Raw genomic sequence first — 25,285 nt, forward strand, 5'->3', positions numbered from 1 at the left:
GAGGGTCCGAATTATCGGATCCTCACCGCTAAACTTCTTGATTCAGTTTTTAACTAAAGATACTTCCTAGAATACGAACGAATCACTTCTAATAAGCCCGAATAGACATTGGTACTTTCAAAGCTCATCGGGTAGAAGAACGATAATCCAAATTTCGCCGAATGATTCAGCAGTTCTTTAAACTCAATTTTACGTATTTTCTTTGTTGCCACCAATTCAGCCGCTAAGCTATTGGGTAGTAATGCCCAACCGTTTTTCTTAACTAATTCTAATAACATATCGTTATTACTCACCGTCCGAAAATAAGGAGAAATGCCTAACCATTCAGGCATAGTTTTAGTGTGGTTCTCACTTATATATTGGGTTTCCAACTGTAAATCTTCGAGCTGTACCAGAGGGGTTTGAAATAATGGACTCTCTACTCTTGCATAAGCAGAAAAGTCACCATCTCCTAGCTTAATAGCCGTTATGGGATATTCAGAAATATTTTCCATTCGATGCTGCATAATGGCAACTTTATTATGACCAGTCACAATGTCAGCAAAAACTTCATCTCGGTTCCGGTGCAACCAGTTAATGATTAAATTTGGATGCTCTTTCAATACATAAGACTCAATTTCAACCACGAGGTCATTCGGCATTAACGTATCATGATAGAAATCTAAATGAATAAGTTCTTGTTGGTAAGCTTCCAGCATACGTAAATGCAACCGGTCACTATTCTGCACAAGTAATTTCGACTGTTTATAGATCGAACGGGCAAACTCCGTAGGTACCGCTTTTTTTCCTTCAATCGTAAATAATTCGACTCGATAGCTGTCTTCGAGTGCTTTCACTTGCTCACGAATCGTCGTTCTGTCTTTCCCCAATATACGTGCTGCATTGCTGTAGCTATGTTCATCATAAGTTGTACAAAAAGATTTCAAATGTTCATAGGAAAACATATTTATTACTCACTTAATTTTTTCGAACTTAGATTTTTACGAGCTTAGATTTTCAAGCGCATTTTTCCACGAGCTTGGTTTTCGATTCATCGATTAAGCACATTAAAATGATGGAATTTACCCATCATAATGAATTATTAGTAACGTAAATACACTGCTATTTTACAAAAATAATGTGAAGGGAGTCGGGCAAGTGATATTAACCAATACACAATATTGCCTTCTAGCCTTTGCTACAGGTTCAAATACACAAGACTTCATGAATGAAGATAGTCGACCACATCATCTTCACGTATGCATCAGGAATGAATGCACTATCTAACATGATTACATTTAACCTTTCACCGAAACGGATTTTTCGAAAGAGAAATTAGGAATGACAATGAAAAAAATCTTTCTCACCAGTGCTATTGCCAGTTTGCTTTCAACACACTCGGTTTTTGCGACAACTGAGGCTCCAATTACTCTTTACGTCTCTAACGATATTGTGACCATGTCGGACCACGATTATGGTGAAGCCAATGCTATCGCCGTACAAGATGGCAAAATTCTAGATATTGGTAATAAGTCTGATTTATCCAACAAATATAAATTAAACCAAGGTTTGACGGTCGACACGACGTTTGAAGATAGCGTGATAACTCCCGGTTTTGTGGAACCTCATATCCATTTATGGCTAATGGGGATATTACTTGGCACAGAGTTTATTACCCCTGCTGACTGGCAATTGCCTTGGGGAAATGTGGAAGGAGTTGTCGGTCACGATAACTACATGGCAAGGCTAGCAGAGATTGAAGCAAAGACTCCAAAAGGAGAACCTTTATTGACATGGGGCTATCACAATTATTTTCATGGCAGCGAAATGAGTAGAGATGCGTTGAATGCAATCTCAACAGAGCGACCAATTGTTGTATGGCATCGCAGTTTCCATGAATTGTATTTTAACGATGCAGCATTAGCCATGTTTGGTTGGGATGAGAAGTCTTGGTCTGGTGAAGGACACGCTTATACACAACTTGACTGGAATAAAGGGCATGCCTTTGAAGCGGGCGGGAAACTTATCCTAGAAGATGTACTTAAATTCTGGGTTGAAAGCGGTATGTTTGCGACGGGCATGGAACGTTCAAAAGACTATGTACATTCTGGAGGCATTACTACTGCTATTGACCCCGGTGTGATAGCTACGCCTGAAATGTTCTCTCAAGTGATCGATATTCTTGAAACAGACGGCTTCCCTATGGATTACTGGTTAATCCCTGCTGGTAATTTTACTTACATGATGGCAAATAACGACCCAGAAAAAGGCAAAGTGATCGCTGAAGGGCAAACTCAACATGCAGCCTATCAAGGTGAACAAGTACAATGGTTGCCAAAGTTTGTAAAACTCTTTTCAGACGGTGCTATGTATAGTCAACTAATGCAAATGAAAGATGGCTATACCGACGGTCATAAAGGTGAATGGATGCAAGAGCCAGCCGACCTTGAAGCCAGCATGCGCCCATACTGGGAAGACGACTACACGATTGTGGTTCATGCAAATGGTGATTTAGGTTTTGATACAGCCGTTAACATTGTCGATAAACTCAATAAAGAAACGCCGAGAACCGACCATAGAACTGGGTTCCATCATTTAGGTATTACCGATAAAGATGATATTTCCAAAGCCGTAGAGTTGGGGGCAAATTTTAGTGTAAACCCGTATTACACGCATATCCTATCAGAACTCTATAGCAAAGAAGGGCTTGATCAAGAACGTGCAGAAACGATGGCTCGTGGTCGTTCATTTATTGATGCTGGTGGTAAGTTATCACTTCACTCCGATTCACCAATGGCACCAGCTCAGCCTTTGGCAATGGTCTGGGCAGCCGTCAATCGAATTGGCTTATCCGGCAAAACTATTATGGGTGCAGAAGAACGAATTACGGTTGATGAAGCCATGAGAGCCATCACCATCGATGCAGCTTATACCGCAAGGCTTGAAAATGAAATTGGTACCATTGATATCGGTAAGTCTGCAAATTTCACTGTTCTAGATAGCAGCCCATACAAAGTAAAACCTGAAGATATTAATAAGATTAAGGTGGAGGCGACGATATACCAGGGGACGATTGCGCCTATTGCTAAACACAATGCTGGTCTTGCTATGAACAGTGAAACTATGCATATAGTTAAAGTATTAAATCGCGACCATTTTCATTCTGGCCACCCTATACCATTTAGCGGTAGTAACAGTCATCATGGACATAATCATAGTCATGAACACAATGATGTTTGCTCAACGAGCCTTTACCTACAGCATGTAATGTCTCAGATTAAGTAAGATACCAGAGCAACTGACAATAAGATCTAATCAATAGCCGCTAACTCGACAATCAACAGCTAGCGGCTTTTCTCTGCTCTGTTCTTACATTCGTTTCTCTAATCTGTCCCATATTAATTTCCGCTATGAAAATTGCATAAGGCTGTCACTACAAACTGCGTTATGATTGCCTACCTTTCCCTTTAATTACATCTTTTATGCCTGCACTTTCTTTTTCAGTGATCCCCGTAGGGGTCAGATTCATGCTTCTTTCTGCTTTTGGGTTTGCACTCATGTCGGCGTGTGTAAAGTACGTCAGTCAATACGGCATCCCAGTTTTTGAAATAGTCGCAGCAAGGGCATTAGTTTCTTTGATCATTAGCTATTTGGACGTAAAGCGAAAAGGTATCTCACCCTGGGGACACAATAAACCCCTCTTGTTCGTTCGCGGTACCGTGGGTACAGCAGCCTTGATGTGTGTGTATTACGCAGTAACCACATTACCTTTGGCGGAAGCCACTATTTTGCAATATGTTCATCCTATTTTTACGGCGTTGCTCGGTGTGCTATTTCTTAAAGAACGAATTCAGCAATCGACAATGATTTGCATCGCCTTCTGCTTAGCTGGTCTTTTTGTTATGGTTCAGTCCAATTCAGGCAGTGATGTTGTTTCTAGTGTCGACAGTGAATTACCTCTACTAAGCATTGTGGTTGCTCTTTGTGGTGCACTTGGCAGTTCTATTGCTTATGTGATTGTTCGAAAACTCAGCCAAACCGAAGACAGCTCGGTCATTATTTTCTATTTCCCACTTGTTGCACTGCCTATCTCAACATTTCTTATTTGGGATGACTTTGTATGGCCGAGTGTATTTCTGACCATCATGCTGATTTTAGTTGGGATATTTACCCAAATTGGTCAATACGGATTAACCAAAGCTATGCAAACACAAGCTGCTGGTAAAGCCTCTGCCTACTCTTACGTACAGATCGTATTTTCAGCTTTATTAGGCGTGTGGATATTTAATGAAATCCCATCCATTTGGACTTACTTAGGAGGAGGGCTTATTGTGACAGGCGCTTTGATCAATGTGTTTGGCAAACAAATGCTAACGCCATTTAAATCTAAGTAAACTCATGCTTCTGCTTATATAAGCAGGTATGAAAACAAAATGGGCAAAGTAGCGATGACACGTTACTTTGCCCATTATCTCTTATCTTTGAAAGAACAGTCTTTAGAGTTCACTTAAACTGTATAGATCTATTAGAAAACGACTTTATAAATATTTCTCTATTGGTAGCAACTGTAACAAACTGGATTTAATACGCTCCCAATTTCCAGTATCAGGTTCACTGTCCCATATTTGTGAGCCAGAAGACCACTGAACTTCACCGTCATTCAAACCTAAGCGCCAGCTATTATCTTCATTCATTGCATGCTCAATATCTAATGCGAGTTGACTAGCCACACTTGAACTATTGATGATTAACAACGATTCAGTATTGAGATATGTCGATCGTAAGTTGAAGTTGAAAGAACCAATCGCAGCAATTTTATTATCAAAAACCGCTGATTTAGCATGAAGACCGTAAGGCATGGTTGGAGCACACTTTGAAATATCTTGTGTCGATTCTTCACAAACTTGCGCTTCCGGCTTTAATTCAAAAAGCTGTATACCATGCTCCAACATATCTTGGCGGCGAGCTGCATAACCAGAGTGGTTCGTAGCTAGGTCATTAGAAGCCATAGAATTCGTCAGCGCTTTAATCTGCACACCGGAATCCGCAAGACTTTGCCATTGTTCCAATTGACCATCATCAAAAATTAAATAAGCCGACTCCAGCAAAACCTCTTGTTCAGATTCCGAGGATAGCTTTCCAAGTAGCTGTGCCGTTGCTTTCGGCTCACTGGTATTGTCTGAATCCAATGGAACTGGGCGATCAGAAATAAAGTGCGCTTCTACCCATGTCATTTCGCTCATTGCTTGCTTCATGAATAGCTTCGAGGTTTCATTACCTTCTGGTAACGCCGGGTAGTGCTTATACTTTGGCGTGGCAATTTCCCCAAGCATGAGAGAATCAGATGGTTCCCCTCCCAAAAGTTCTACCGGATATGACCAGGTGCTATCCCAGTAATTGATAAAACTCTTTTGGATTTCAGGCACAACGCTACCCATTACGAGTACATCTCGATCTCGAAAGTTGATTTCTTCAGACAGGTCAAAATATTCATCACCAATATTACGCCCACCTACAATCGATAAAGCGCCATCAACCGTAAATGACTTGTTGTGCATTCGACGATTCAGACGAGAGAAGTCACTCAAGACATTAAGCCATTTAGACACACCTTTTCGACTTGGGATTGGGTTAAATACGCGGATTTCTACATGAGGATGGGAATCTAAAGTGACAAGAAGATCTTCGCGTTCATTCAAGTTAATATCATCTAGCATCACACGAACTTTTACACCGCGATCAGCAGCAGCGAGTAGCCTGTTCGCTAAGTAATGCCCAGAGGCATCGGAGTTCCAGATGTAATATTGAATATCAATACTCTGCTCTGCGGTTTCAATTAATGCTAATCGTTGCGCGAGCGCATCCCAACCTGTGTCTTGTAATAAAACGGCGCTTGTTTCTTTACTCGCATTATTGAGGCGAAAGGCATCTGATAATTCAGATAAAGTACTGCTCACCTGTTGCTCAACAGGTTCAGTTGGATGGTTCACTTCTTCAGGGAGTGATGCACACCCTGCAAGAACAGCGATTAAAAATACAGTTACACTAATGCGTTGCAGCACGGGCATTTAGAACACTTCCTTCTATTTTGAATAGCCAATTTTGACTTTAATTCCTATGACTTACAAAAAGCACTCTTTATACGATAGGAAATGTCGATATATACCGTAAATAGTACACCAAACGAGTCAACTTCTCGCACCACTCTATTATTTAAATTCACTTATCCCTCTGATCTACCCCGCATCAAAAGTTCAAGTCACCAATTTATACATCAATGTTTCATTAGTTATTATTGGCATTTACGCATTGCGTCGCAAATAACTCGATATATATTCCATTCTATAAATTCGTCACATGAATTAAATATTCAAATCCTAATCTTTTCACCGCTATATCACCTACTTTTAAGGATAATTAAAGTGAAAAATCGCTTAGGGTTCACTCCAAGCAGAAGCATCATCGCACTCTCTGCATTATTAGCATTAGCCGCTTGTAATAATGATGAACAATCAAAAAATAGTATTACTCCTCAAGACAGAAACCCGTCTCTATTTTTTGATTACGGCTCACAATGGTCCTATCTTGACCAAGGTTTGGCTATATCAAATGAATGGAACCAAGTTGGGTTTGATGATTCTGATTGGAAAAATGGACAAGGGATATTCTTTTATGGGTATGACCATGCCGTAGAAGGCAACACGATACTCGCTGACTATAAAGCGATGGGCTTTGTCGATGCTACGCCAAGTGCTTATTATTTTAGAAAGAAAGTGAATGTCGCGGATATCAGCACATTAGGCGATGTGTACTTAAACATGAAAATGGATGATGCCGCTGCTATCTATGTAAATGGTCAGGAAATTGCGCGATCTCCATTACTGCCTAAATATGAAGTGCTCACTCACACGACTTCACCTCTGCGCTATTCGAAATATGGAGAAGATGCAGAACATACCTTTATTCTACCTTCTGAATCTTTTTCACAAGGTGAAAACGTCATTGCCGTTGCTCTCTTTAATCAAGTGAATCACCGAACTAATGATGTGCAATTTAATGTCGCGTTAAACGCTACTTTTGACTACACAGGTGAACCTGATGGTCCTTATGTCACCATAGGAGATACAGGTGAAGTAACCATTGATGGGATAAACCGTAACGGCCTATATTCTGATACTTATACCAATATTAGCGAAGCTCAAGTGACGGTTGAATTACCAGATGAATTAGGTAGCTTCTCCGTCGAGTTGCAAAATTCCTATACTCCGCCTGAATTCCAGTATGAAAAGCCTGAACAATTTTTTGTAACGTCTGACTTTGAAGGTCAAATTAATGCCCTTGTTTATATGCTTATTGAAGCTGGCATTATGGATAAAGACTACAACTGGACATACGGAAACGGACACCTTTTCCACCTAGGCGATCTATTCGACCGTGGGGCATATGTCACTGAAAGTCTGTGGCTATTTTATCATTTAGAGAACCAAGCAAAAGTCGCTGGTGGGGACGTACACTTCATTCTTGGCAACCACGACATGATGAATTTTTACGGTGATTTCCGCTACGTACATGAACGCTATTTTGAAAACTTAAGCCTAATGGGCAAAGATTTCTTTGAGCTACACAGTAAAAATACGGTTTTAGGTCAATGGTTACGTTCGAAAAATCTAATGGAAATTGCTGGTGATACACTATTTGTACATGCTGGTTTTAACCTTGATGTGATAGAAGCACTAGAGAACCAAACGCTATTGCTGGAAGATATTAATACCTACGGAAGAAGACACCTTGATGAAGGTTATGTTCGCTATGATGACAATGGTTCGCTTATCAAAGACGCTTACTACTTACCTTCTCGCCTGTACTGGGATCGTTCAGTTCCTGATGGTGACCTCACTCAAGCGGAATTAGAGCGTGGACTCGCAACTTTTGGTTCATCGCAAATGATCATTGGCCATACCGTTTTTGACCAACCATCATACTTATATGATTACCACGTCATTGCAGCAGATGTGGACCACAACCAGAACTTCAATGAAGAAGGGCGAGTACAAGGTTTAGAGTTTTACTACAATCACTACAACCACTTCGTCGCAGATAAAAACTTAGGAGTGATGCGTCTTCCGGTCTATTTAACAAACCAAGGCAATAAGCTTCAACATATAAAAAAGCTCCTGCTATATCAGGAGCTTTCTATTATTGCTGTATGGATTTATCACTTCTGCATCCATATATTTTTCTTTGATTATTTTCTCGTTCCACAGATAGATATCTTCAGAAATCAGTAGATATTCTTTCAATATTAACCACCCACACTTTGGTTGCTCATGACAGCACCATGTTGAATTGATTATCTAACTAGTAAAGCTTAACTTTCTTCTGAAATCTTATAATGCCGCTCAACATTAGCTGTTACTTTTCCCCAGTGGGATTGCTTCACTCTCGCTTGATGAGCTTCAAAGGATTCCTTATCAGTGAATTCTTCATAAACGCTGAAGTGATATGGATTATCTTCACTTTGAATTACATTAAAGATTAAACACCCTTTCTCTGCCCGAGTAAGCGTTATGTGGTTAACTAGCTCACCCTTTACTTGGCTTAACTCCGCTTCAGGTACAACAATGAACCCGCGTAAAACTACCTTACTCATACACTTCCTTGTGATTAACGAACTAGTTTGATGTGTGAAGCTACATCACACACTCTTTTGCTTCATTAGCTTTGGCAATGCCTTCTTCGATTAATGACATGGCTTCATCATTATTGATCGATGCTGTCACTTTGTTTATCAACTTTTCAGCAACCGATTCTGATGAGGCATCAACCAAACAGCTATAAGCATTAGCTATATGATCCTTTACCTCAATTAAAGCTTCAGGATCGCTGAAATCAGCTTCTAAAGCTTCTTGTACTGAAGCTGCTACTTCTGTCGCAGAATCGGCGGCATCACCGAATTGTTCTAGATTAATATCAATATCGTTCAAATCAATGGAAGCAATCTGGTCTTGAACACTATCTACCGCTTTATTTGCCGCTTCTTGAGCTTGGTCGATAGCTTTTGATGCGTCATCACACCCAACTAAAAGCGTCACAAGTATCGCTGCTGGTATATATTTTTTCATAAATTTGTCCATTAATAGTGTTGGAGGTATTTCTAATGCATCTTAAATGAACCAATGCATCCAGAAAACATAAATAACGTAACTGATTATTTAGTATTTATTCGTTGTTTTGTATTGATAATGTTAAAGTTATGCAATATTTACTAACTTTCAACTGGTTTCAATCAATGACTATTCAAATAAATAATAAAGATTGCAAAGGCACAATCACTATTAATGACAAATTCATTGGGCATGGGACGATTAATAGTTACAGTTGGCTATTAAAATTCACATCAAAATCCTTGATATTAGAAATAGCTGAAGACCCAAACATAACTGCACAAGATTTACCTCTTGTTGGATTTGGGTGTGGCGGGTGGATATTTGAACAAGAATTAATCACAACCCTTCAAGATGCGTTAAATAAAACTCAAACTATCCATGATGATAAAGTTCATGCACAAGAAGTGCATACAGAGAGTGATTTAATAGATGAAGTACTAAACATCCTAAATACAGGTATCTCTTTATTCAAAACAAATAAATTAGAGTACATACCTGCTGTTAATAGCGCATGCAGCCAATAAGCCTTAACGTCAACAGCCAACAGCCAACAGCCAACAGCCAACAGCCAACAGCCAACAAAATATTAATAGGTAATAAAATGATCCCAGTAAATACTTCTATTGTTTCAGGTGTTGCACTTTCTGAAATAGATGGTGAAATGAAGATCTTAGTAATGAAGCGTACAAAGGGCAACTTTTGGTGCCATGTGGCAGGTTCAATCGAAGCTCAAGAAACCGGTTGGCAAGCGATTGTACGTGAGTTTTCAGAAGAGACACAAATTGAAGTCACACACCTCTATAATGCTCAGTTTCTTGAGCAATTCTATGAAGCTTATTCTAACGTGATTGAGCTAATCCCTGTGTTTGTAGCAGTATGCCCACCCAATCAAACCATCGAAATTAACCATGAACATTCAGAGTATAAGTGGTGTACTTTAGATGAAGCGAAGCACTTAGCGCCTTTCCCAAATCAACATGCTGTTTATGATCATGTCTGGTCGTATTTCGTTGAGAAACCAATTAATGATTTATATCGAGTTAAGCTTAAACCTACAAACTAAGGACAGTACACTTGAGATTTAAAGCTAATCCAAAAATTACTTTTTTCTGAGCAGCTTACCCAGCACACTACAACTCAGCACATCATAACTTAAAGGCTTTCTATGATTTCATGGCCATGTATTTTAAAACTCGACGGTGATAATGAGTTGATGTTCTTCCAGAATGAGCAGGTGTTTATTTCCGAATGCCAAGATCTAATTTTGGATGATAATGACTACATTGTTGATTCCACCGGGGCTTGCTATCTCATAGATTCATCTACTAACAAGCCAGTACTGGCTGACACTAAACAGAAGTTGAATGTTCAAGATGTGACCGTACTTATTCAAGAACATGAATTCAGCAAGGCAGAGATGTGTATTATTAAGATTCACTTCCCAACCATTGCAGAAGCTATCAATTCTTTAGCTTTTGAATATGGCGACGGATAAATGATCAACAATAAAAATGAGTTAAACTAAGAATAACTAGAGGGGCGACTGTCCCTCATTAAGTAATCCAGTTTGGTCTGGGCTTTCTTGGTGTTTTGGAGATCGACAACTTCAATCATTTCACACTCATCTCTAACCATTTCTGAAATTAGACTTGGGTAATGTCGGCAATCTTCCGGTCTATCAAGATAAATACTGCATGTATATTTATTAGGTGCCGATTCGTCTTTCTTTGACTCGATACCTAAGAAGGGACATGAAGTGAGTCTTTTCCCCGTTTCAGGGTCAAACCATATCTCGTCACCTTTAACGTACTCAAATATGTCTGGATTGAATAACTCCCACAGATCAATTTCTTCCTGTGTTGCCGCTAAGTCACCGTCACCATACTTAATGCAACATTTACCACATTGATTACATGCTTTCATAAACGATTAATTCTCAGTTGGAACACACATTGAAGTTAAAACTCATGGGTTTTATTTATCAATCACTTCAACCGTTTTATGCTCGGCGCCGTAGTAAGTGCCTTCATCAATTGTATACATAAGTGTTTCATTACACTCTGGGCAATCGAACTCTACATTCGGTTCAATCTCTTCTTCTTCTACCCAGTCCCAACCAATATTTTCTTCACATGATGGACAATCCAAAGCACGACCTCACTCTACCTGCAATTTGATTAGGGAGCCCTTATACAGATTGCTGATACGGAATACTAGCAACTGGCTAATTTTTTATACAAACAAAAATGGCATTACCTGACTCTTTATCCCAAGGGATAATTTTCTGGTAATCATGTTCAAAAATATGGACCTCAAAATAAGCTTCTAGCATCACCTTCAATTCAAGGAATGTGAAAGCCACCATAGGGTGCGATTCTTTCCAACTCTGTGTAGAACTGTCTGCTGACCTTTCAATCTGTAGATCTAAGAATTGCTGGTCACCTGAACCACTATATCGCCATCCCGATTGAAACGTGAAATTCGCCCCCTCTCGTTCGACTGAATGTCGCACAAAAGAGTCCCGTTTAATTTTAGATTTATCGACAACATTAAAGCAAAAAATACCACCAACTTGTAATGCTTGATATGCACTTTGAATACACTGTTTCAGTCTCTCTAGCCCATCACTGTAGTGAAGTGAGTATAAAAAGCAGGTAATCAAATCGATAGGGCTTTGCGTGGTAAACATACTCATATCTTGTTTAACAAAACTGGCTTCAGGGCAACGTTGTTTTGCAATTTCAAGCATTGGTTGATTAATATCTAAGCCAGCACTTTGGTATCCATAATTAAGAAAATGACGTACGTGAGGTCCTGTTCCACAAGCGAGATCAAGGTGATGATTTCCACCATTACCAAACATTTGATGCAACCTATGGATAGCATGACTTTGCGATAGGTAGTCAATATCTTCGCACATTAAATCATAGTAACGAGAAAGGTCGGTATATAAAGAGTTTGTTGCCATTAGTTTTAATTACTCATAATTACGGGGAACGCATAATATACGAATAATAATTAAATACTATTAGCACTGAGATAAATATTTATATTAATAATAAACAAACTAACAACCATACTTATAAAAATGATCAATTAAATATTTTTATTAAAACGATAAAAATTAACCATCGTGTTTATTAAATATAACTTGATCTACGTCGTATCAGTGACAAATAGTTAAAGGTTTATCGATTAATATCTAAAACTAAATATGACATAAATATATAATACTTCGTATCAATTAAGTAATTGATACGTGTTCTATTAGTATGTCCCATAAGAAATTAAGATAGAAATGTGAACCCTACGTAAATACGGTGGGTGAAATTTTCGTTGTACTGTTTAACAATATTCATTTAGGTAGATAGGTATGTTCAGTAACGCCTCAATCAAAAAGAAGTTAATTTTACCCATTATTTTTATGATCTTGGTTTTTTCCGCAAGTTCATTTTTTAATGTCAGCTCCACCTGGAAACAAACCGAGCTATCCAATCAATTTAATCTTCAGTTACTTCCGGTGCAAAACGATCTAAACGATGCTTATCGCGATTTATATCAAGCAACGGCAGCAATGAGTGGCATTGCCCTATCCCGTTCAGATAAAGAGTTCGAGCATCACCTTTTTGAATTCGATGATAATGCGTATAAAGCGATACCTCGAATGCAAAAATCAATGGACTTGGTTGAAATAATGCCGAGCAATCACCCTTCGAATGTCAGTGAGCTGATTGACTCTACTAAGCAATGGTTAGCCGAATATGATCGTTTAAAGTCATTACCGAGAGATGAATGGTCTAGCTACTACTCAAACAATCTTGATCTTTTTGAGACACATTTTATTGATGTGCGTAAGAAATTGAACATCGTCAAAGATGCGCTTGAGCTGAAGCAAACTCAATTAGAATCTGAAATAAGTGATGCTCGTAATCAAGGTGAACTTATTCTTGAGGGTGGTGTTTTATTCGTAATACTAACAGCATTTAGTATTATCATTTTACTGAACAATAGCGTCATCAAACCAATCATTGAATTAAAGACCGCATTAACTCAAATCGCTTCAGGCAATGGAGATTTAACTCAGAGAATGCATGTAAAATCAAAAGATGAATTAGGTGAAGTCGCAAATGCCTTTAATGAATTTGTCACTAAAATACAGTCCACGGTTATCCAGGTTATTAACACATCGAATACACTGCGTTCTGAAATGATGAACATTGAAACTTTGGCTGGTAATATTGCTCATGCAACACATAATCAGCAAAAAGACAGCGAGCTAGTTGCTTCTGCTGTTCATGAAATGCAAGCAACCAGCCATAGTGTAAGTCAACATGCAGCTGAAACTGCAGAATCTTCAAAATCCGCGAATAGTCAGATTGAAATCACCAATTCATCGTTAAATCAAACCATCGATTCAATTAGCCAGCTAAGCTCAAATGTGCAATCTGCGGGGAAAGTAATTGATACGTTGAATACCGATGTTGGGCAAATTGCGTCTGTTCTAGAAGTAATCCGAGGCATTGCCGAACAAACAAACCTACTGGCTCTGAATGCCGCTATAGAAGCAGCTCGAGCGGGTGAACAAGGGAGAGGCTTTGCTGTTGTAGCTGATGAAGTTCGATCATTAGCTAGCCGCACACAAGATAGCACTGGCGTAATTCAAACTATGATTGAAAAGCTTCAATCAGGAGCTGATAAAGCGGTAAGTGTTATGAGAGAAAGCGAACTAAGCAGTGTAAAAACGATTGATAAAGCAGGGGAAGCTCGTGAATCTCTACACTCGATTCTTTCTGTTATTGGAGAAATGAACGAGAAGAATGCACATATTGCTACTGCTTCCCATCAACAAAGTACTGTTAGTGATGAACTGAATGAGAATATTCAAGGTATAGCCGATAGCAGTGCATCGATAGTTTCTACTGTCCAAGACGCTCAGTCTTCTTTAGAGGAATTATCGAGTCAGTGCCTTCGATTGGATCAGCTAGTGAGTGAGTTTAGAACTTAAGCGGACACCAGCACTAAGATAGCCAGACAAGTGCACATTCTCAGGCAGTAAGGGAAAACGACTTATAACTTCGTCTTCCCTTACCCATCATCAATTTATCAAGTACCAAATCAATTTTGTTCTACGAAGATTAACTCGTCTGTATTAAATCCACGCTCTTTAGATAAACTGACGAATTTCTCTAAAATGTCAGGTTCTACTGAAGCTGTTCTCGAAAGTAACCACAAATAGTCATTATTTGGTCCAGAAATAAAAGCATATTGGTAGTTATCACTTTCCAATTCAAAAATGACATAAGAGCCGTAGAAAGGACCAAAAAAAGATACTTTTAGATACCCTTCATCGCTTTCATTCACAAAATATGCCTTACCTTCCGCTTCTTTCCATTCATTGTCTTCTAGAGAGTAGCCACGGTTTATAACCCTTACACCACCTTCATCTTTAAGAGTGTAATTAGCTGTTACTTGGCTAAGCCCACGTTCAAATGAATGATCTAGCCGAGCAACTTCATACCACTGCCCCAAGTATCTATTGAGCTCAAAATTCGCGACCGGTTTTACTGATTCAGGCATACCTAAACAACCATTCAGCAGTAATACACTAACTGTAAGTAATATTTTATTCACCAAGAGCTCCTAATTTTCAATTCATCGCAATCGTAACTCTCATACATTGCGATTAAAAAGTAACACCAACAAGTTTTTACGATTAGATAACTTGTTAAGATCACTGGTGAAAAACAAAAAAGCCAGTAGGTTAACTACTGGCTTTCAAACTAACATCTATATTGGGCTAAAAAGACCCCTTAATTTACATTGATGCTTTTTTAGCTTCTGCTACCCAAGAGTTGAATAAGCCTTGGTTAGCTTTAATCCAACCATTAACGTGGGATTCAATATCTGCCGTACTGTTTTTACCTTTGCTCATCATCATATTTTGAGCACTAACATCATTAATATTCAGTTTGATGATTTCAAATAGTTTGGCTGCCGCAGGGTTTTGAGCCGCAAATTCTTTGTTCGCAATGATACGCATAGAGTTCATTTCAAACCCGTAATTTTTACCATTCGATAGCGTTGTATCTACATTTTTACGCTCTCCAGGTAGCGCAGAGAATGGAACTTCTAACCAAACTACGTCTTCATTTGGTACAAGAACACCACTTACCCAATAAGGTGTCCATGTGTAATAAAGAACTGGATCACCTTTTTTATAGCGTGAAATTGTATCTGCAATAATTGCGGCATAGTTACCTTGATTATGTGAAACCGTATCACGCAGTTTGTACGCAGATAACTGCTCTTCAATCACAAGCTCACAACCCCAGCCTGGGTTACAACCGGTTAAGTCTGCTTTACCATCACCATCCGCATCAAATAGCTTAGCGATTTTTGGATCAGATAATTGACCAATATTAGTGATGCCATATTGCTCGGCAGTTTTCTTATCAATTAGATAACCTTGAGCTGCGCCACTGATGTACTGACCTTCACGGTAAAACTTCTCATCACCACCTGACATTTTGTACTTATCAGCATGTAATGGGAACCAACCTACCGCCAAAAACGTTGCATCACCCTTTGCGATAGAAGTGTAACCAACGTTGTAATCTACTTCTTTCGTTGGTTGAACCTCATAACCCAACTTTTCTAAAGCTCGGTTTACAATCAAAGTTTGAAATGTCTCTTCAGCAACAGTTGACTGCAACGGTTGAATTGAAACACCTTCACCTGGTAATTTTTCAGCCCAAACGTTACTAGAAATAGTAAGTGCAGAAACAATACTTACCGTTAGAGTCTTCTTCCATGAATTATTCATTCGTTTTTTTCCTTAGTTTTATTTCTGATTGATTACCACGGTTAAAAGCGCGCAGTACTATTGCTACGGGACCCATGTGGTACCAACGCAATTTAGTATTACCTGCATTAGCACCTAATACTTGAGTAATACGGTCTAGCAAGATAGCGAGAATAACTATGCCAAGACCACCAACAGCGGCAAGCCCCATATCCAAGCGACCAATACCTCTCAGTACCATTTGCCCTAAACCACCAACGGCAATCATTGAAGCAATAACCACCATCGAAAGCGACAGCATTAAAGTTTGGTTAACACCAGCCATAATTGTCGGAAGTGCTAATGGCAGTTGAATTCGATACAGCATTTGTTTTTTGCTCGCGCCAAATGAATGACCAGCTTCGATCAGCTCTTCAGGCACTTGTTGAATACCTAAAATGGTTAAGCGAACAACTGGAGGCAAAGCAAAAATAATAGTTACCACTACCCCAGGAACATTACCTATACCAAAAAGCATAACGATTGGTACTAAGTAAACAAAAGCTGGTGTGGTTTGCATTGCATCAAGAATAGGTCTTACGAATTTCGCAGCTGTATTACTTCTGGCTAGCCAGATCCCCATGGGAAGTCCAATTAGCAAGCAGAAAAAGACCGAAGTCATTACTAGTGATAACGTGGTCATCGCTTCAGACCAAGCTCCAATTAAACCGATGAAAACAAGCGAGACTCCAGTCGCTAGACCTAACCTTAAGTTAGAGAATTGCCAAGCTAATAAAAATAGAATTATCAGCATAAATGGAGCCGGAGTGGAAACTAACGCTGTTTCGAACGATCTAAGAATAAAATCAATCGGTACACGAATCGCTTGAAATAAAGGTCGACCATGTTCAACAAGCCAATTCAAACCAGATTCAACCCAAACATCAACAGGCAGTACAGCCTCTTCAAAAGGGTTCATGATATCGAATTGCTTAGTTTCTACGACTTCACTACTCAACCAATCAGCGTTAGCAGTAGAGCTTGCGCTTTGACCCCATGGGTCACTTGATTCAGCTGCAGGTTGTGACCATGGATCATTATTTGTTTGTTCAGATGACATTTCCCTACCCCTTATCTAACGTCTGAAGTAGTCGTGATTTCGTCACAACACCAAAGTAATTACCGTCTTCATCCACCACAGGAACTGAGTACGGCACACTTGCGACTAAACCAAGTACATCGTTAATTGGTTGATTTGGTTTGAGGGTGACACCATCAGGTAATTGAGCGCTAATCAAAGAAGTATTTTCTTTATGTGCTTTGCGAAGTGATTCAATAGAAACAATGCCAGAAAAGTGACTACTCTTCTCTACTACAATCCCATACTCTCTATCATTATCCATTAGGATCTGGAGTGCAGAAGCCGGCCCGTCGTGTTCTGATTTTTTGAATACGGCAGCAGGTTTTTTACGTGCTATATCTTTTGCAGTTAAAACACTCGCAACATTTACACCACGGAAGAAAGCTTCTACGTAATCATTAGCTGGGTTGTTTAGAATATCATCAGGAGTACCGACTTGAACTACCTCGCCATTTTGCATAATAGCGATACGGTCTCCGATTCTCATCGCTTCATCTAAATCATGAGAAATAAAAACAATAGTACGCTTATCATCATTTTGTAGCCTGATAAGCTCATCTTGCATTTCAGTTCGGATAAGAGGGTCAAGGGCTGAGAATGCTTCATCCATTAGAAGAATATCTGGGTCACAAGCCAATGCTCTTGCTAATCCAACACGCTGCTTCATACCACCTGATAACTCATCAGGATAAGACTCAGCATAAGGGTCAAGACCAACTCGTTCTAAAGCACTTAATGCGGATTTTTTACGTTTATCGGTATCTACGCCAGCAAGCTCTAGACCAAATGCAGCATTTTCAATCACTGTCATATGTGGCATCAGAGCAAAGTTTTGGAAGACCATTGAAATGTTATTACGACGAACTTGGCGAAGTTCTTCTTCTGAGATGTGGGCAATATCTTTACCCCTAAGCAGTACATTACCCCGAGTAGGTTCAATGAGGCGATTAAGAAGGCGAACTAGAGTTGATTTCCCTGATCCGGAGAGCCCCATGATCACGAAAATTTCTCCTTCCTGAATACTTAAAGAGACATCATTAACGCCGATCGTTAACCCTGTTTTCTCAAAGACTTCATCTTTATCGGCACCATTTTCGATCATTGAAAATGCGCGGTCAGTGTCTTCTCCAAACACCTTGTACAGTCCCTTAACTTCTAGTATGGGATCCATATAAACAATCCTTTTTTGCGTTTAATTCATCTTTAAACACTTAGTACTCTAATCAAATAAGCTAAAACAATCAATGAACAAAGTACTATATATTCTTATCAATACAGATATTGAATGATTTGGCATCCTATTAAACACTACAACACACCAGCCCAAACTACTGTTTATTAAGGGTTAAATATTTATACATCTTCACTAACAACCGCTCTTTAGGATTAGGAATGCAATAGGAAAGACTAGAAGATCGAAGTTGACATTTGATAGGTATAAAATTAATTAAAGCTCTAATTATTCGTGTACGAATTAAATTAATTATTCGTTCACTTTCACGAAATGTTCTTTGTGTAGAGTTGAAGGAGAGCCTGTATTGGTTTTTGAATATAAATATTATGCCTCCCTCAATAGCAAGCTTAATGAGTGACATGGGAATAGCTGCGACTGAATATAACTGCGGAATTCGCTTTTCTTAACTCATGGCTTATATTTATTGATACTTATGTGGAAAAATGTGGTGATTATGTACTTAACCAGATTGATATACGTTAGCACTATCACGCAACTGTGCAGACCTGAGTCATTAGACGAGATCTTAATTGCTTCCCGAAAGCACAATGAAGAAGATCATATAACAGGGATACTCAGTTTTGATGAACAATACTTCCTGCAATGTTTGGAAGGGTCGAGGTCGAAAGTAAATGAGGCTTACAGCAGAATACATAATGATAAGCGACACACTAATGTGATCATTTTAGATTACGAAGAGATAAGCTCTCGTGTATTTGGAGACTGGTCTATGGGATATGTGCCTAAATCTAAGCTAACAGCTTTATTAAACATTCAATTTTCAGGTTCTGACAGTTTTACACCTTATGAAATGTCTGGGGCGAGTGCATTTCAGATGTTGTTAGAACTTAAGAAAAACCTACCTTCAGATTAAATCTTTAGGGCTTAGAAAGCCTCTTTGCCCTACCTGCCAAATTTTCACATTAATATCTTGGTTTCTGGAGATGTTTACTAGCCTATAAATTTTAAACGTAGCTAACTATACCAATCACTAGCTATACGTGCGGCTTCAGACTGTACAATTTACATTATAGACGTTATGAGACATTAATCGCCACTTTGAACAAACCCAAGCCATTTCTCACTCTCAATGATAACTCTCTTAATAACTAGTAATACTTACCTTCTCCCGCCCGTATTCTTATATGCTAATCTTAGGGCACAATAACAAACACATAATGAAGAACATGAAAATATTCAGCAATTTCGAAAGTGGCAACATTAATGTTGTCCAAGCAAGCTCCGCAGATAACATTCAACTATCAATTCCAGCAGACAACCAGACTGATATCTCCCAATGGTTTCATTTCCGTTTAGAAAGTGAAGCTCAGCAGGCGCACTCATTCAATATTAGTGGCCTGTCGAAGTCAGCGTACCCTGAAGGTTGGGACGGTTATGATGTAGTGGCATCTTATGACCGAGAAGAATGGTTTCGTATTCCAGCAGAATTTGATGGTGATACATTAAGCTTCAATATCATTCCAGAATACGGCTCAATGTACTTTGCATATTTTGCTCCTTATTCTTATGATCGCCATCTAGATCTATTGCACAACGCACAAATGCATCACAGCTGTAAGCTTGAAACATTAGGATCAACTCTAGATGGAAACGACATTAGCCTACTCACTATTGGTGAACCTTCATCCGAGAAGAAAAACATTTGGGTAATTGGTCGCCAGCACCCTGGTGAAACTATGGCTGAATGGTTTATTGAAGGTCTACTTCTACGACTTCTAGATGAAACCGACACTGTTGGTCGCGATCTACTAGACTCCGTGACTATTCGAGTGGTTCCAAACATGAACCCTGATGGCAGTATTCGTGGACACTTACGTACTAATGGCATTGGTGTAAACCTTAATAGAGAGTGGCAGTCGCCTTCTCTTGAAAAGAGCCCGGAAGTTTTTCATGTAAGACAGCGTATGCTTGAAACGGGTGTGGATATGTTCCTTGATATCCATGGAGATGAGGCTATCCCATACAATTTTGTCGCTGGAAGTGAGGGCATTCCATCTTACAATGATAAGATTTCAGAACTTGAAAAACATTTCAAACAAGCTCTATTGACCATCACTCCTGAATTTCAAGACGAAATTGGCTACGACAAAGACGAACCTGGCAAAGCTAACCTGACTGTTGGCTCTAATTGGGTTGGAGAAGAGTTTAAGTGCTTATCTTATACCGTTGAAATGCCATTTAAAGATCATATTAGCCATGCTGACGAACTATATGGTTGGTCTCCAGAACGAAGTGTTAATTTTGGTCATGACATGCTTGCTGCAGTTTGGGCTACGGTGAACAAGTTATAAATCAAGCGAATATAAATAAGACTCTTAGGTAGTGATTACGTAGTAAACCGCGATGCACCCTATGAGTTTTAATTGAATTTGATTAATGTAGCGCTCATGACCTTAATCTGTCATAGCTTTCAAATTCTCATAACCTTCTAGCCCAATTTCCACCATGCATCACTTCACAAGCTTCTTCGGTATCAAATTGAATCTGTTTTTCAGCTTTAGGTAAGATAATTCCTGCTGATTTTAATGAATCAAAAATCAGATTTTGAATATCGTTTTGTGAGCTAGAAGCTCGGTATTGTTCTAGGTTTTGAATGGTATTAAAGACACACGTAATCTTTAAACTAGCAGGAAAACGTGAATAGTTAACAGCATGAGTTAACCACTCGAATCCTTGTATTGTTTCTGTCGCTGAATCGCAAACATCTGTAAGTATTTCTCTGATTTGTTTATCTAATTTTTTCTCTGTCTTTGTCATAATTCTTTTACGATTAATTAAATAGTTCACGATAATTAAGCCGTTTGCTTAATTCACACAACGCAAAAATGAAAAAACTACGGAAATCCGTAGTTCAATTCATAAATTGTCTATCTATTTTACATTGAAGGAAGGCTATACCTTTATTGCCCTCCTAAGCATAAAAGCTAGTTACGCATGTAAGCCGTTTATGCCGCTCTTAAACTCGCAAAAAACGAAGGGTACTTTTGTCTAATATGACGCTGCTCAGCTACCATATTTTTGAATGATGGTCCTTTCGTTAGTTTTAAAATCACTTCATCACCATCAAACCTTAAAACAGATCCACTCACACTAACTTTGCTTTCATCATGCAAACTCAAGGTTCCGGCCATTGATAAACCTCGATAAAAAGCAGAAATATTTCGAATAAGAAGTCGAACTCCTTTTTCTGACACTTCACTCACATGAAAAAGTTCATCTTGAATTCGGATAACAGGACGAGCTCGTTTGGGATACTTTAAACGATAATATTGACGTTTTTGTGCAAACGATTCTTCACTCATAGTTAGCACTCCATTCCTTTAGTCTTAGAGGCAGATTCCATCATAAAAGGTTATGTATAGAAAACCATCTGCGCTAGATATACATAAATATTACCTATGACTTTCGACCTTACCTATAAAAACTTTAGTAAAAAAAAGGCATAAAAGCACTTTTGGATAAGCTAAATCGAAAAATTGCTAAGCATATCTAAGTTTGGCAAACAGTAATTGTTGTTCTCTATCCTAAAACTGGCTGGTAAACTTAGCACCAAATTTCTACATGGTCTAACGTATGTCTTTCAAAGCACTAAAGCTAAAATCTGAATTGCTGAGAGCTCTTCCTCAACAATTACAAACACCCACCGACATTCAAGAATCAACTATCCCCCCCGCTCTAAAGCATCAAGATATTTTAGCATTGGCTCAAACAGGCAGTGGAAAAACATACGCATTCGGACTACCAGCTCTTAACAGTATTCAACCCAATAGCTCTATATTACACACGTTAATTATTGTCCCTACTCGTGAACTTGCTACACAAGTAAGCCACGCATTAGATCCTATTGCGCAACCATTAAGCATTCGGCTAGTGACATTGATTGGCGGGCAAGATCGTTCAGAACAGGAGCGAGAGTTAGCATCACAACCTCATATTGCGATTGCGACTCCAGGTCGTCTGTTAGATCTATTAAAAGATGAAGCGCTAGATGTATCGAATCTAAAGTCGTTGATTCTCGATGAAGCCGATCGCTTGCTTGATATGGGTTTTTGGCCTGATATTCAGTCCATCCTTAACAAGCTGCCGAACCAGCGCCAAACTTCACTGTTTTCTGCTACATTCCCAGAAGAACTGGAACAAATCGCCAACACGTTACTTTTCAATCCAGTAAAGGTCATCGCTCATCAAGAAAATAGCGTTGTCTCTACGGTTCAAGAAACACTATTCTTAATTAACAAAGGCAGTAAAGCTCAAGCATTGATTGCTCTACTTCAACGAAATACATGGGAACAGGTATTAGTCTTTATCGGAGCGAAAGATAATGCTGATGCACTAGTCAAGAAACTCGTTAAAGCCAAAATAAAAGCTGCGGCACTTCATGGAAATAAAAGCCAAGAAGAACGCTCTCAAACATTAGACTCGTTTAAGTGCAAGGATGTGGATGTTCTCATTGCCACAGATGTAATGGCGAGAGGTATCCACATAGAAAGTTTGCCAACAGTTATCAACTATGACTTACCAACCAATGCTGAGACTTATGTACATCGAGTCGGTCGTACTGCACGAGCCGGTAATACAGGGCGAGCTTTATCACTAGTCAGCCATAGCGAAACGGCTTATTTAGAAGCAATAAGAAAACTCACACAAAAAGAGCTACTGACGACTTCTTTAGATGGGTTTCCAGTGACTGATAAACCAGCGTCATCAGATACTACCGAGCGAAAACGTCCACCTAAAGATAAGCAAGCTAACCGCAGAACTGCAAAAAAGAAAAGCATAACGCAATTTAAGGCTAAACCTAACAGAGCGAAGCTGAATAAAGATAAACCAAATAATATGAAATAAGTACGCAATTTTTCTATCTTTCGGCTTATCATCTTCTGCCCCGTAAAAATCCGAAGCTTGACCCTTTGTTAAGCTTCTTTTCCTCACAAACTTGTCAATAAACTCGTTTTTGTTCCCAAGTCATTGATTTAATCTTGAGCAAAAAAAATACTTCTTAATAACGTTGACGCGTTAAGTTTCGGCAACTAGATTTTTTTATTAGTGTCTAAACCAAGGAGGTCATTGAAATGAAACGTGCTAGCTCTGCATATCGACTGCAACTCATAAAAGAAGTCGCAACCCGCCGTGATCGTTTACGGTCCAATGACCCTATGTCTAGTCATATCCAAACAATATTAGATCACCAAGATGACGGTGATCGTTCAGTCGAGCGGAATCAGCGTTTCAGTGGGTGCCATTTTGATGAGCACGTTGGCGGATGGGTCAGTGATTATTGGGGAATGAAATAGATACTGATTTAAACTGTTTTAAAAATAATTAAGTATTCTTTGTGCCCTAATAAAGTTGCCTTTCAAAAAGAGTTTGTATGGAAGGCAACCAAGCTGATTCGACACCATATCAGTACAAAAGATTAAATACTGAAAGACTTAGGTGAGGTAACGTTTATTGAAATGGAATATCAGATAAGTGTGACAATATTTCTAACCTTTCTTCTTCGCTCATAGAATGCCAATCTCGACCTTGTTCCTTAAGATCTTCACTTACGTCACCTGCTTCGGTTTTTTTATCTAATGCCTTTATTGGCACTTGTTTATCCTTTATGCCATGCCTATTCATAGTAAAGCTTCCAAAACCGTATAGTGACTGTAATTATTATTACACCTTAATCATTCTGTAAAGCAATAATGTGAACACAGTCGCTCATTCACGGTTATACCTATGATTACACTCGATATGTTTACACTAAAATAATTCCCTTTGCGGGCTTTCAGGATTATCTGTAGCTGACGCTGCTAATTTAGCTTTCGCTACTTTTCTTTTATAGCGTTGTTGGCACAGTTTAATCACATGTAATTGCTGAGCGGTTGTCATCGACATCCAATTAAAGCGCTCTTCGCGTTTACGCATGCACCCTTTGCAATAACCTTTCTCGTCAGCTAAACAAACACCAACACAAGGGCTCGGTACTTGAAAGAATTCTAGCTGCTCCATTTTTACCCCCATTAAATTTTCGTTCTAGAGTTCTATTTAACCAACAACCTCAGGTGGCTAATGAATTGGTATTAAACCATACTAAACTATGACCGTATGCTGACAAGAATGCAGTTTTGTAACCTATACTTCTTCCTAATTAAGTGACCTGCTAAATAGGTGACTTCGTTTATTCCATTGGAGTCTTTATATATGAAGTTTAGTTCAAAAAAATTACTAGCAATTACCGCATTGCCAATTTTGCTCGCAGCTTGTTCAAGCAATGGAGATAACGCTCAACAAGTTACACCCGTAGATCTACAACACCATAATTGGGAGTTGGCTAAAATCGATGGGAACCAAATTGAAATCAGTGAGCATCAACAAGCACCGCGTTTGGAAGTTGGTGAAAAAATGACAGCTAACGGACTTGCAGGTTGTAACAACTTTTTTGGTCAAGCTGAGCTAGAAGACGGTAAATTCCGCATCAAGCAAATGGGTATGACCATGAAGATGTGTGCTGGTGAAGCAATGGATATTGAGCAAACAGTTTCTGCAACTTTAAGTGAGTGGAGTGACATCAATTTAACTCAAGACACTCTGACTCTTTCTAACGAAAATCACACGTTGACCTACACCTTACGCGACTGGGTAAACTAATTTCGCGTTCAAGTGAATGATATTTAATATGCTAAAGGGACCTTAATTGGTCCCTTTTTCATATGTTCTAAACAACAAGAAATGCAGTTAAACCATATTTGTTTACTACTCGCCTTAGCCCAATACAAACTACGGCTCTCATGCTCCAATATGCTGAGTTAAACACCCAGCACCTACCAAATGCTCAAACTTCAAAGAAAAAGCAGTAACTTGTGTAATTATTTCGGTTCAAGCCCGGTCTTAGTCTAATGTTAAGTTATTGAACTACTTTCTTTGTAATTGATTGAAACTATTATCAAATCAAAATTAGCTCTGAATTAAAATTA

General features: G+C 38.9%; 27 protein-coding genes. 12 read left to right on the top strand and 15 right to left on the bottom strand.

Annotation, left to right across the window (positions count from 1 at the left end; genetic code table 11):
* Positions 1 to 53: 53 nt before the first annotated feature.
* Entirely contained in the window at positions 54 to 944 is an 891-nt protein-coding gene (locus tag OCU78_RS08165; protein ID WP_137373054.1) for a LysR family transcriptional regulator, read from the bottom strand.
* A gap of 382 nt (positions 945 to 1,326) precedes the next feature.
* Between OCU78_RS08165 and OCU78_RS08170 the strand changes: the two genes are divergently transcribed.
* Both OCU78_RS08170 and OCU78_RS08175 read left to right on the top strand, forming a co-directional pair.
* Positions 1,327 to 3,264 carry an amidohydrolase gene (locus tag OCU78_RS08170; RefSeq protein WP_137373053.1) on the top strand — a complete coding sequence of 646 codons (1,938 nt, stop codon included), beginning with the start codon at positions 1,327 to 1,329 and terminating at the stop codon, positions 3,262 to 3,264.
* A 197-nt stretch (positions 3,265 to 3,461) separates the two neighbouring features.
* Positions 3,462 to 4,373: a DMT family transporter gene (locus tag OCU78_RS08175; RefSeq protein WP_167494018.1), complete on the top strand. Its 912-nt coding sequence runs from the start codon at positions 3,462 to 3,464 to the stop codon at positions 4,371 to 4,373.
* Positions 4,374 to 4,517: 144 nt separating this feature from the next.
* On the opposite strand, the gene OCU78_RS08180 is transcribed toward OCU78_RS08175, so the two are convergent.
* Positions 4,518 to 6,047 (bottom strand): phospholipase D family protein, encoded by a 1,530-nt coding sequence (locus tag OCU78_RS08180; protein WP_137373051.1) that lies wholly within the window; start codon positions 6,045 to 6,047, stop codon positions 4,518 to 4,520.
* A 354-nt stretch (positions 6,048 to 6,401) separates the two neighbouring features.
* Here OCU78_RS08180 and OCU78_RS08185 point away from each other — a divergent pair, with 354 nt between their 5' ends.
* Positions 6,402 to 8,267 (top strand): metallophosphoesterase, encoded by a 1,866-nt coding sequence (locus OCU78_RS08185; protein WP_137373050.1) that lies wholly within the window; start codon positions 6,402 to 6,404, stop codon positions 8,265 to 8,267.
* An 80-nt stretch (positions 8,268 to 8,347) separates the two neighbouring features.
* Here the strand turns inward: OCU78_RS08185 and OCU78_RS08190 are convergent, their stop codons facing one another.
* Together OCU78_RS08190 and OCU78_RS08195 are read right to left on the bottom strand one after the other, a co-directional pair.
* Positions 8,348 to 8,629: a putative quinol monooxygenase gene (locus tag OCU78_RS08190; RefSeq protein ID WP_137373049.1), complete on the bottom strand. Its 282-nt coding sequence runs from the start codon at positions 8,627 to 8,629 to the stop codon at positions 8,348 to 8,350.
* A 40-nt stretch (positions 8,630 to 8,669) separates the two neighbouring features.
* On the bottom strand, positions 8,670 to 9,101 hold the full coding sequence (locus OCU78_RS08195; RefSeq protein WP_137373048.1) for a hypothetical protein: 432 nt from the start codon (positions 9,099 to 9,101) through the stop codon (positions 8,670 to 8,672).
* A 167-nt stretch (positions 9,102 to 9,268) separates the two neighbouring features.
* Here OCU78_RS08195 and OCU78_RS08200 point away from each other — a divergent pair, with 167 nt between their 5' ends.
* From OCU78_RS08200 to OCU78_RS08210, 3 genes are all read left to right on the top strand, one after another.
* Positions 9,269 to 9,670, top strand: a complete 402-nt coding sequence (locus OCU78_RS08200; RefSeq protein WP_137373047.1) for a hypothetical protein — start codon at positions 9,269 to 9,271, stop codon at positions 9,668 to 9,670.
* A gap of 77 nt (positions 9,671 to 9,747) precedes the next feature.
* A complete protein-coding gene (locus OCU78_RS08205) occupies positions 9,748 to 10,209 on the top strand; it encodes an NUDIX hydrolase (protein WP_137373046.1) in 462 nt (153 codons plus the stop codon).
* Positions 10,210 to 10,311: 102 nt separating this feature from the next.
* Positions 10,312 to 10,641: a DUF4144 family protein gene (locus tag OCU78_RS08210; protein WP_137373045.1), complete on the top strand. Its 330-nt coding sequence runs from the start codon at positions 10,312 to 10,314 to the stop codon at positions 10,639 to 10,641.
* 26 nt (positions 10,642 to 10,667) lie between these two features.
* Here OCU78_RS08210 and OCU78_RS08215 read toward each other — a convergent pair whose 3' ends face one another.
* From OCU78_RS08215 to OCU78_RS08225, 3 genes are all read right to left on the bottom strand, one after another.
* Positions 10,668 to 11,069, bottom strand: coding sequence for a YkgJ family cysteine cluster protein (locus OCU78_RS08215; protein ID WP_137373044.1), 402 nt, complete (start codon positions 11,067 to 11,069; stop codon positions 10,668 to 10,670).
* Between the two features lie 51 nt (positions 11,070 to 11,120).
* On the bottom strand, positions 11,121 to 11,294 hold the full coding sequence (locus OCU78_RS08220) for a hypothetical protein (protein WP_167494017.1): 174 nt from the start codon (positions 11,292 to 11,294) through the stop codon (positions 11,121 to 11,123).
* Positions 11,295 to 11,370: 76 nt separating this feature from the next.
* Positions 11,371 to 12,114 (bottom strand): class I SAM-dependent DNA methyltransferase, encoded by a 744-nt coding sequence (locus OCU78_RS08225; protein WP_137373043.1) that lies wholly within the window; start codon positions 12,112 to 12,114, stop codon positions 11,371 to 11,373.
* A gap of 405 nt (positions 12,115 to 12,519) precedes the next feature.
* Between OCU78_RS08225 and OCU78_RS08230 the strand changes: the two genes are divergently transcribed.
* On the top strand, positions 12,520 to 14,151 hold the full coding sequence (locus OCU78_RS08230) for a methyl-accepting chemotaxis protein (protein WP_137373042.1): 1,632 nt from the start codon (positions 12,520 to 12,522) through the stop codon (positions 14,149 to 14,151).
* Positions 14,152 to 14,261: 110 nt separating this feature from the next.
* Here OCU78_RS08230 and OCU78_RS08235 read toward each other — a convergent pair whose 3' ends face one another.
* From OCU78_RS08235 to proV, 4 genes are all read right to left on the bottom strand, one after another.
* On the bottom strand, positions 14,262 to 14,777 hold the full coding sequence (locus OCU78_RS08235) for a lipocalin family protein (RefSeq protein WP_137373041.1): 516 nt from the start codon (positions 14,775 to 14,777) through the stop codon (positions 14,262 to 14,264).
* A 184-nt stretch (positions 14,778 to 14,961) separates the two neighbouring features.
* A complete protein-coding gene (gene proX, locus OCU78_RS08240; RefSeq protein ID WP_137373040.1) occupies positions 14,962 to 15,969 on the bottom strand; it encodes a glycine betaine/L-proline ABC transporter substrate-binding protein ProX in 1,008 nt (335 codons plus the stop codon).
* Complete coding sequence (gene proW, locus OCU78_RS08245; protein WP_137373039.1) at positions 15,962 to 17,047, bottom strand: glycine betaine/L-proline ABC transporter permease ProW; 1,086 nt, start codon at positions 17,045 to 17,047, stop codon at positions 15,962 to 15,964. Before proW ends, proX begins: the two co-directional genes overlap by 8 nt.
* 4 nt (positions 17,048 to 17,051) lie before the next feature.
* On the bottom strand, positions 17,052 to 18,239 hold the full coding sequence (proV, locus tag OCU78_RS08250; protein WP_137373038.1) for a glycine betaine/L-proline ABC transporter ATP-binding protein ProV: 1,188 nt from the start codon (positions 18,237 to 18,239) through the stop codon (positions 17,052 to 17,054).
* 517 nt (positions 18,240 to 18,756) lie between these two features.
* Here proV and OCU78_RS08255 point away from each other — a divergent pair.
* Positions 18,757 to 19,176 (top strand): BLUF domain-containing protein, encoded by a 420-nt coding sequence (locus tag OCU78_RS08255; RefSeq protein WP_137373037.1) that lies wholly within the window; start codon positions 18,757 to 18,759, stop codon positions 19,174 to 19,176.
* A gap of 313 nt (positions 19,177 to 19,489) precedes the next feature.
* On the top strand, positions 19,490 to 20,614 hold the full coding sequence (locus OCU78_RS08260) for a M14 family metallopeptidase (RefSeq protein ID WP_137373036.1): 1,125 nt from the start codon (positions 19,490 to 19,492) through the stop codon (positions 20,612 to 20,614).
* A 127-nt stretch (positions 20,615 to 20,741) separates the two neighbouring features.
* Here OCU78_RS08260 and OCU78_RS08265 read toward each other — a convergent pair whose 3' ends face one another.
* Positions 20,742 to 21,080 carry a Fis family transcriptional regulator gene (locus OCU78_RS08265; RefSeq protein ID WP_137373035.1) on the bottom strand — a complete coding sequence of 113 codons (339 nt, stop codon included), beginning with the start codon at positions 21,078 to 21,080 and terminating at the stop codon, positions 20,742 to 20,744.
* 188 nt (positions 21,081 to 21,268) lie between these two features.
* The gene (locus OCU78_RS08270) at positions 21,269 to 21,625 is read right to left on the bottom strand and encodes a PilZ domain-containing protein (protein WP_137373034.1); all 357 of its coding nucleotides are present in this window, start codon (positions 21,623 to 21,625) and stop codon (positions 21,269 to 21,271) included.
* A 271-nt stretch (positions 21,626 to 21,896) separates the two neighbouring features.
* Between OCU78_RS08270 and OCU78_RS08275 the strand changes: the two genes are divergently transcribed.
* Entirely contained in the window at positions 21,897 to 23,168 is a 1,272-nt protein-coding gene (locus OCU78_RS08275) for a DEAD/DEAH box helicase (protein ID WP_137373033.1), read from the top strand.
* A gap of 227 nt (positions 23,169 to 23,395) precedes the next feature.
* Positions 23,396 to 23,617, top strand: coding sequence for a hypothetical protein (locus OCU78_RS08280; RefSeq protein WP_137373032.1), 222 nt, complete (start codon positions 23,396 to 23,398; stop codon positions 23,615 to 23,617).
* A 154-nt stretch (positions 23,618 to 23,771) separates the two neighbouring features.
* Here the strand turns inward: OCU78_RS08280 and OCU78_RS08285 are convergent, their stop codons facing one another.
* Both OCU78_RS08285 and OCU78_RS08290 read right to left on the bottom strand, forming a co-directional pair.
* A complete protein-coding gene (locus tag OCU78_RS08285; protein WP_180033697.1) occupies positions 23,772 to 23,945 on the bottom strand; it encodes a hypothetical protein in 174 nt (57 codons plus the stop codon).
* A 126-nt stretch (positions 23,946 to 24,071) separates the two neighbouring features.
* Entirely contained in the window at positions 24,072 to 24,320 is a 249-nt protein-coding gene (locus OCU78_RS08290; RefSeq protein ID WP_137373031.1) for a DUF1289 domain-containing protein, read from the bottom strand.
* 192 nt (positions 24,321 to 24,512) lie between these two features.
* Between OCU78_RS08290 and OCU78_RS08295 the strand changes: the two genes are divergently transcribed.
* Positions 24,513 to 24,959 carry an META domain-containing protein gene (locus OCU78_RS08295; protein WP_137373030.1) on the top strand — a complete coding sequence of 149 codons (447 nt, stop codon included), beginning with the start codon at positions 24,513 to 24,515 and terminating at the stop codon, positions 24,957 to 24,959.
* The last annotated feature ends 326 nt before the right edge of the window (positions 24,960 to 25,285 follow it).

Origin of the sequence: Vibrio gallaecicus, assembly GCF_024347495.1 — a bacterium.
GTDB lineage: Bacteria > Pseudomonadota > Gammaproteobacteria > Enterobacterales > Vibrionaceae > Vibrio > Vibrio gallaecicus.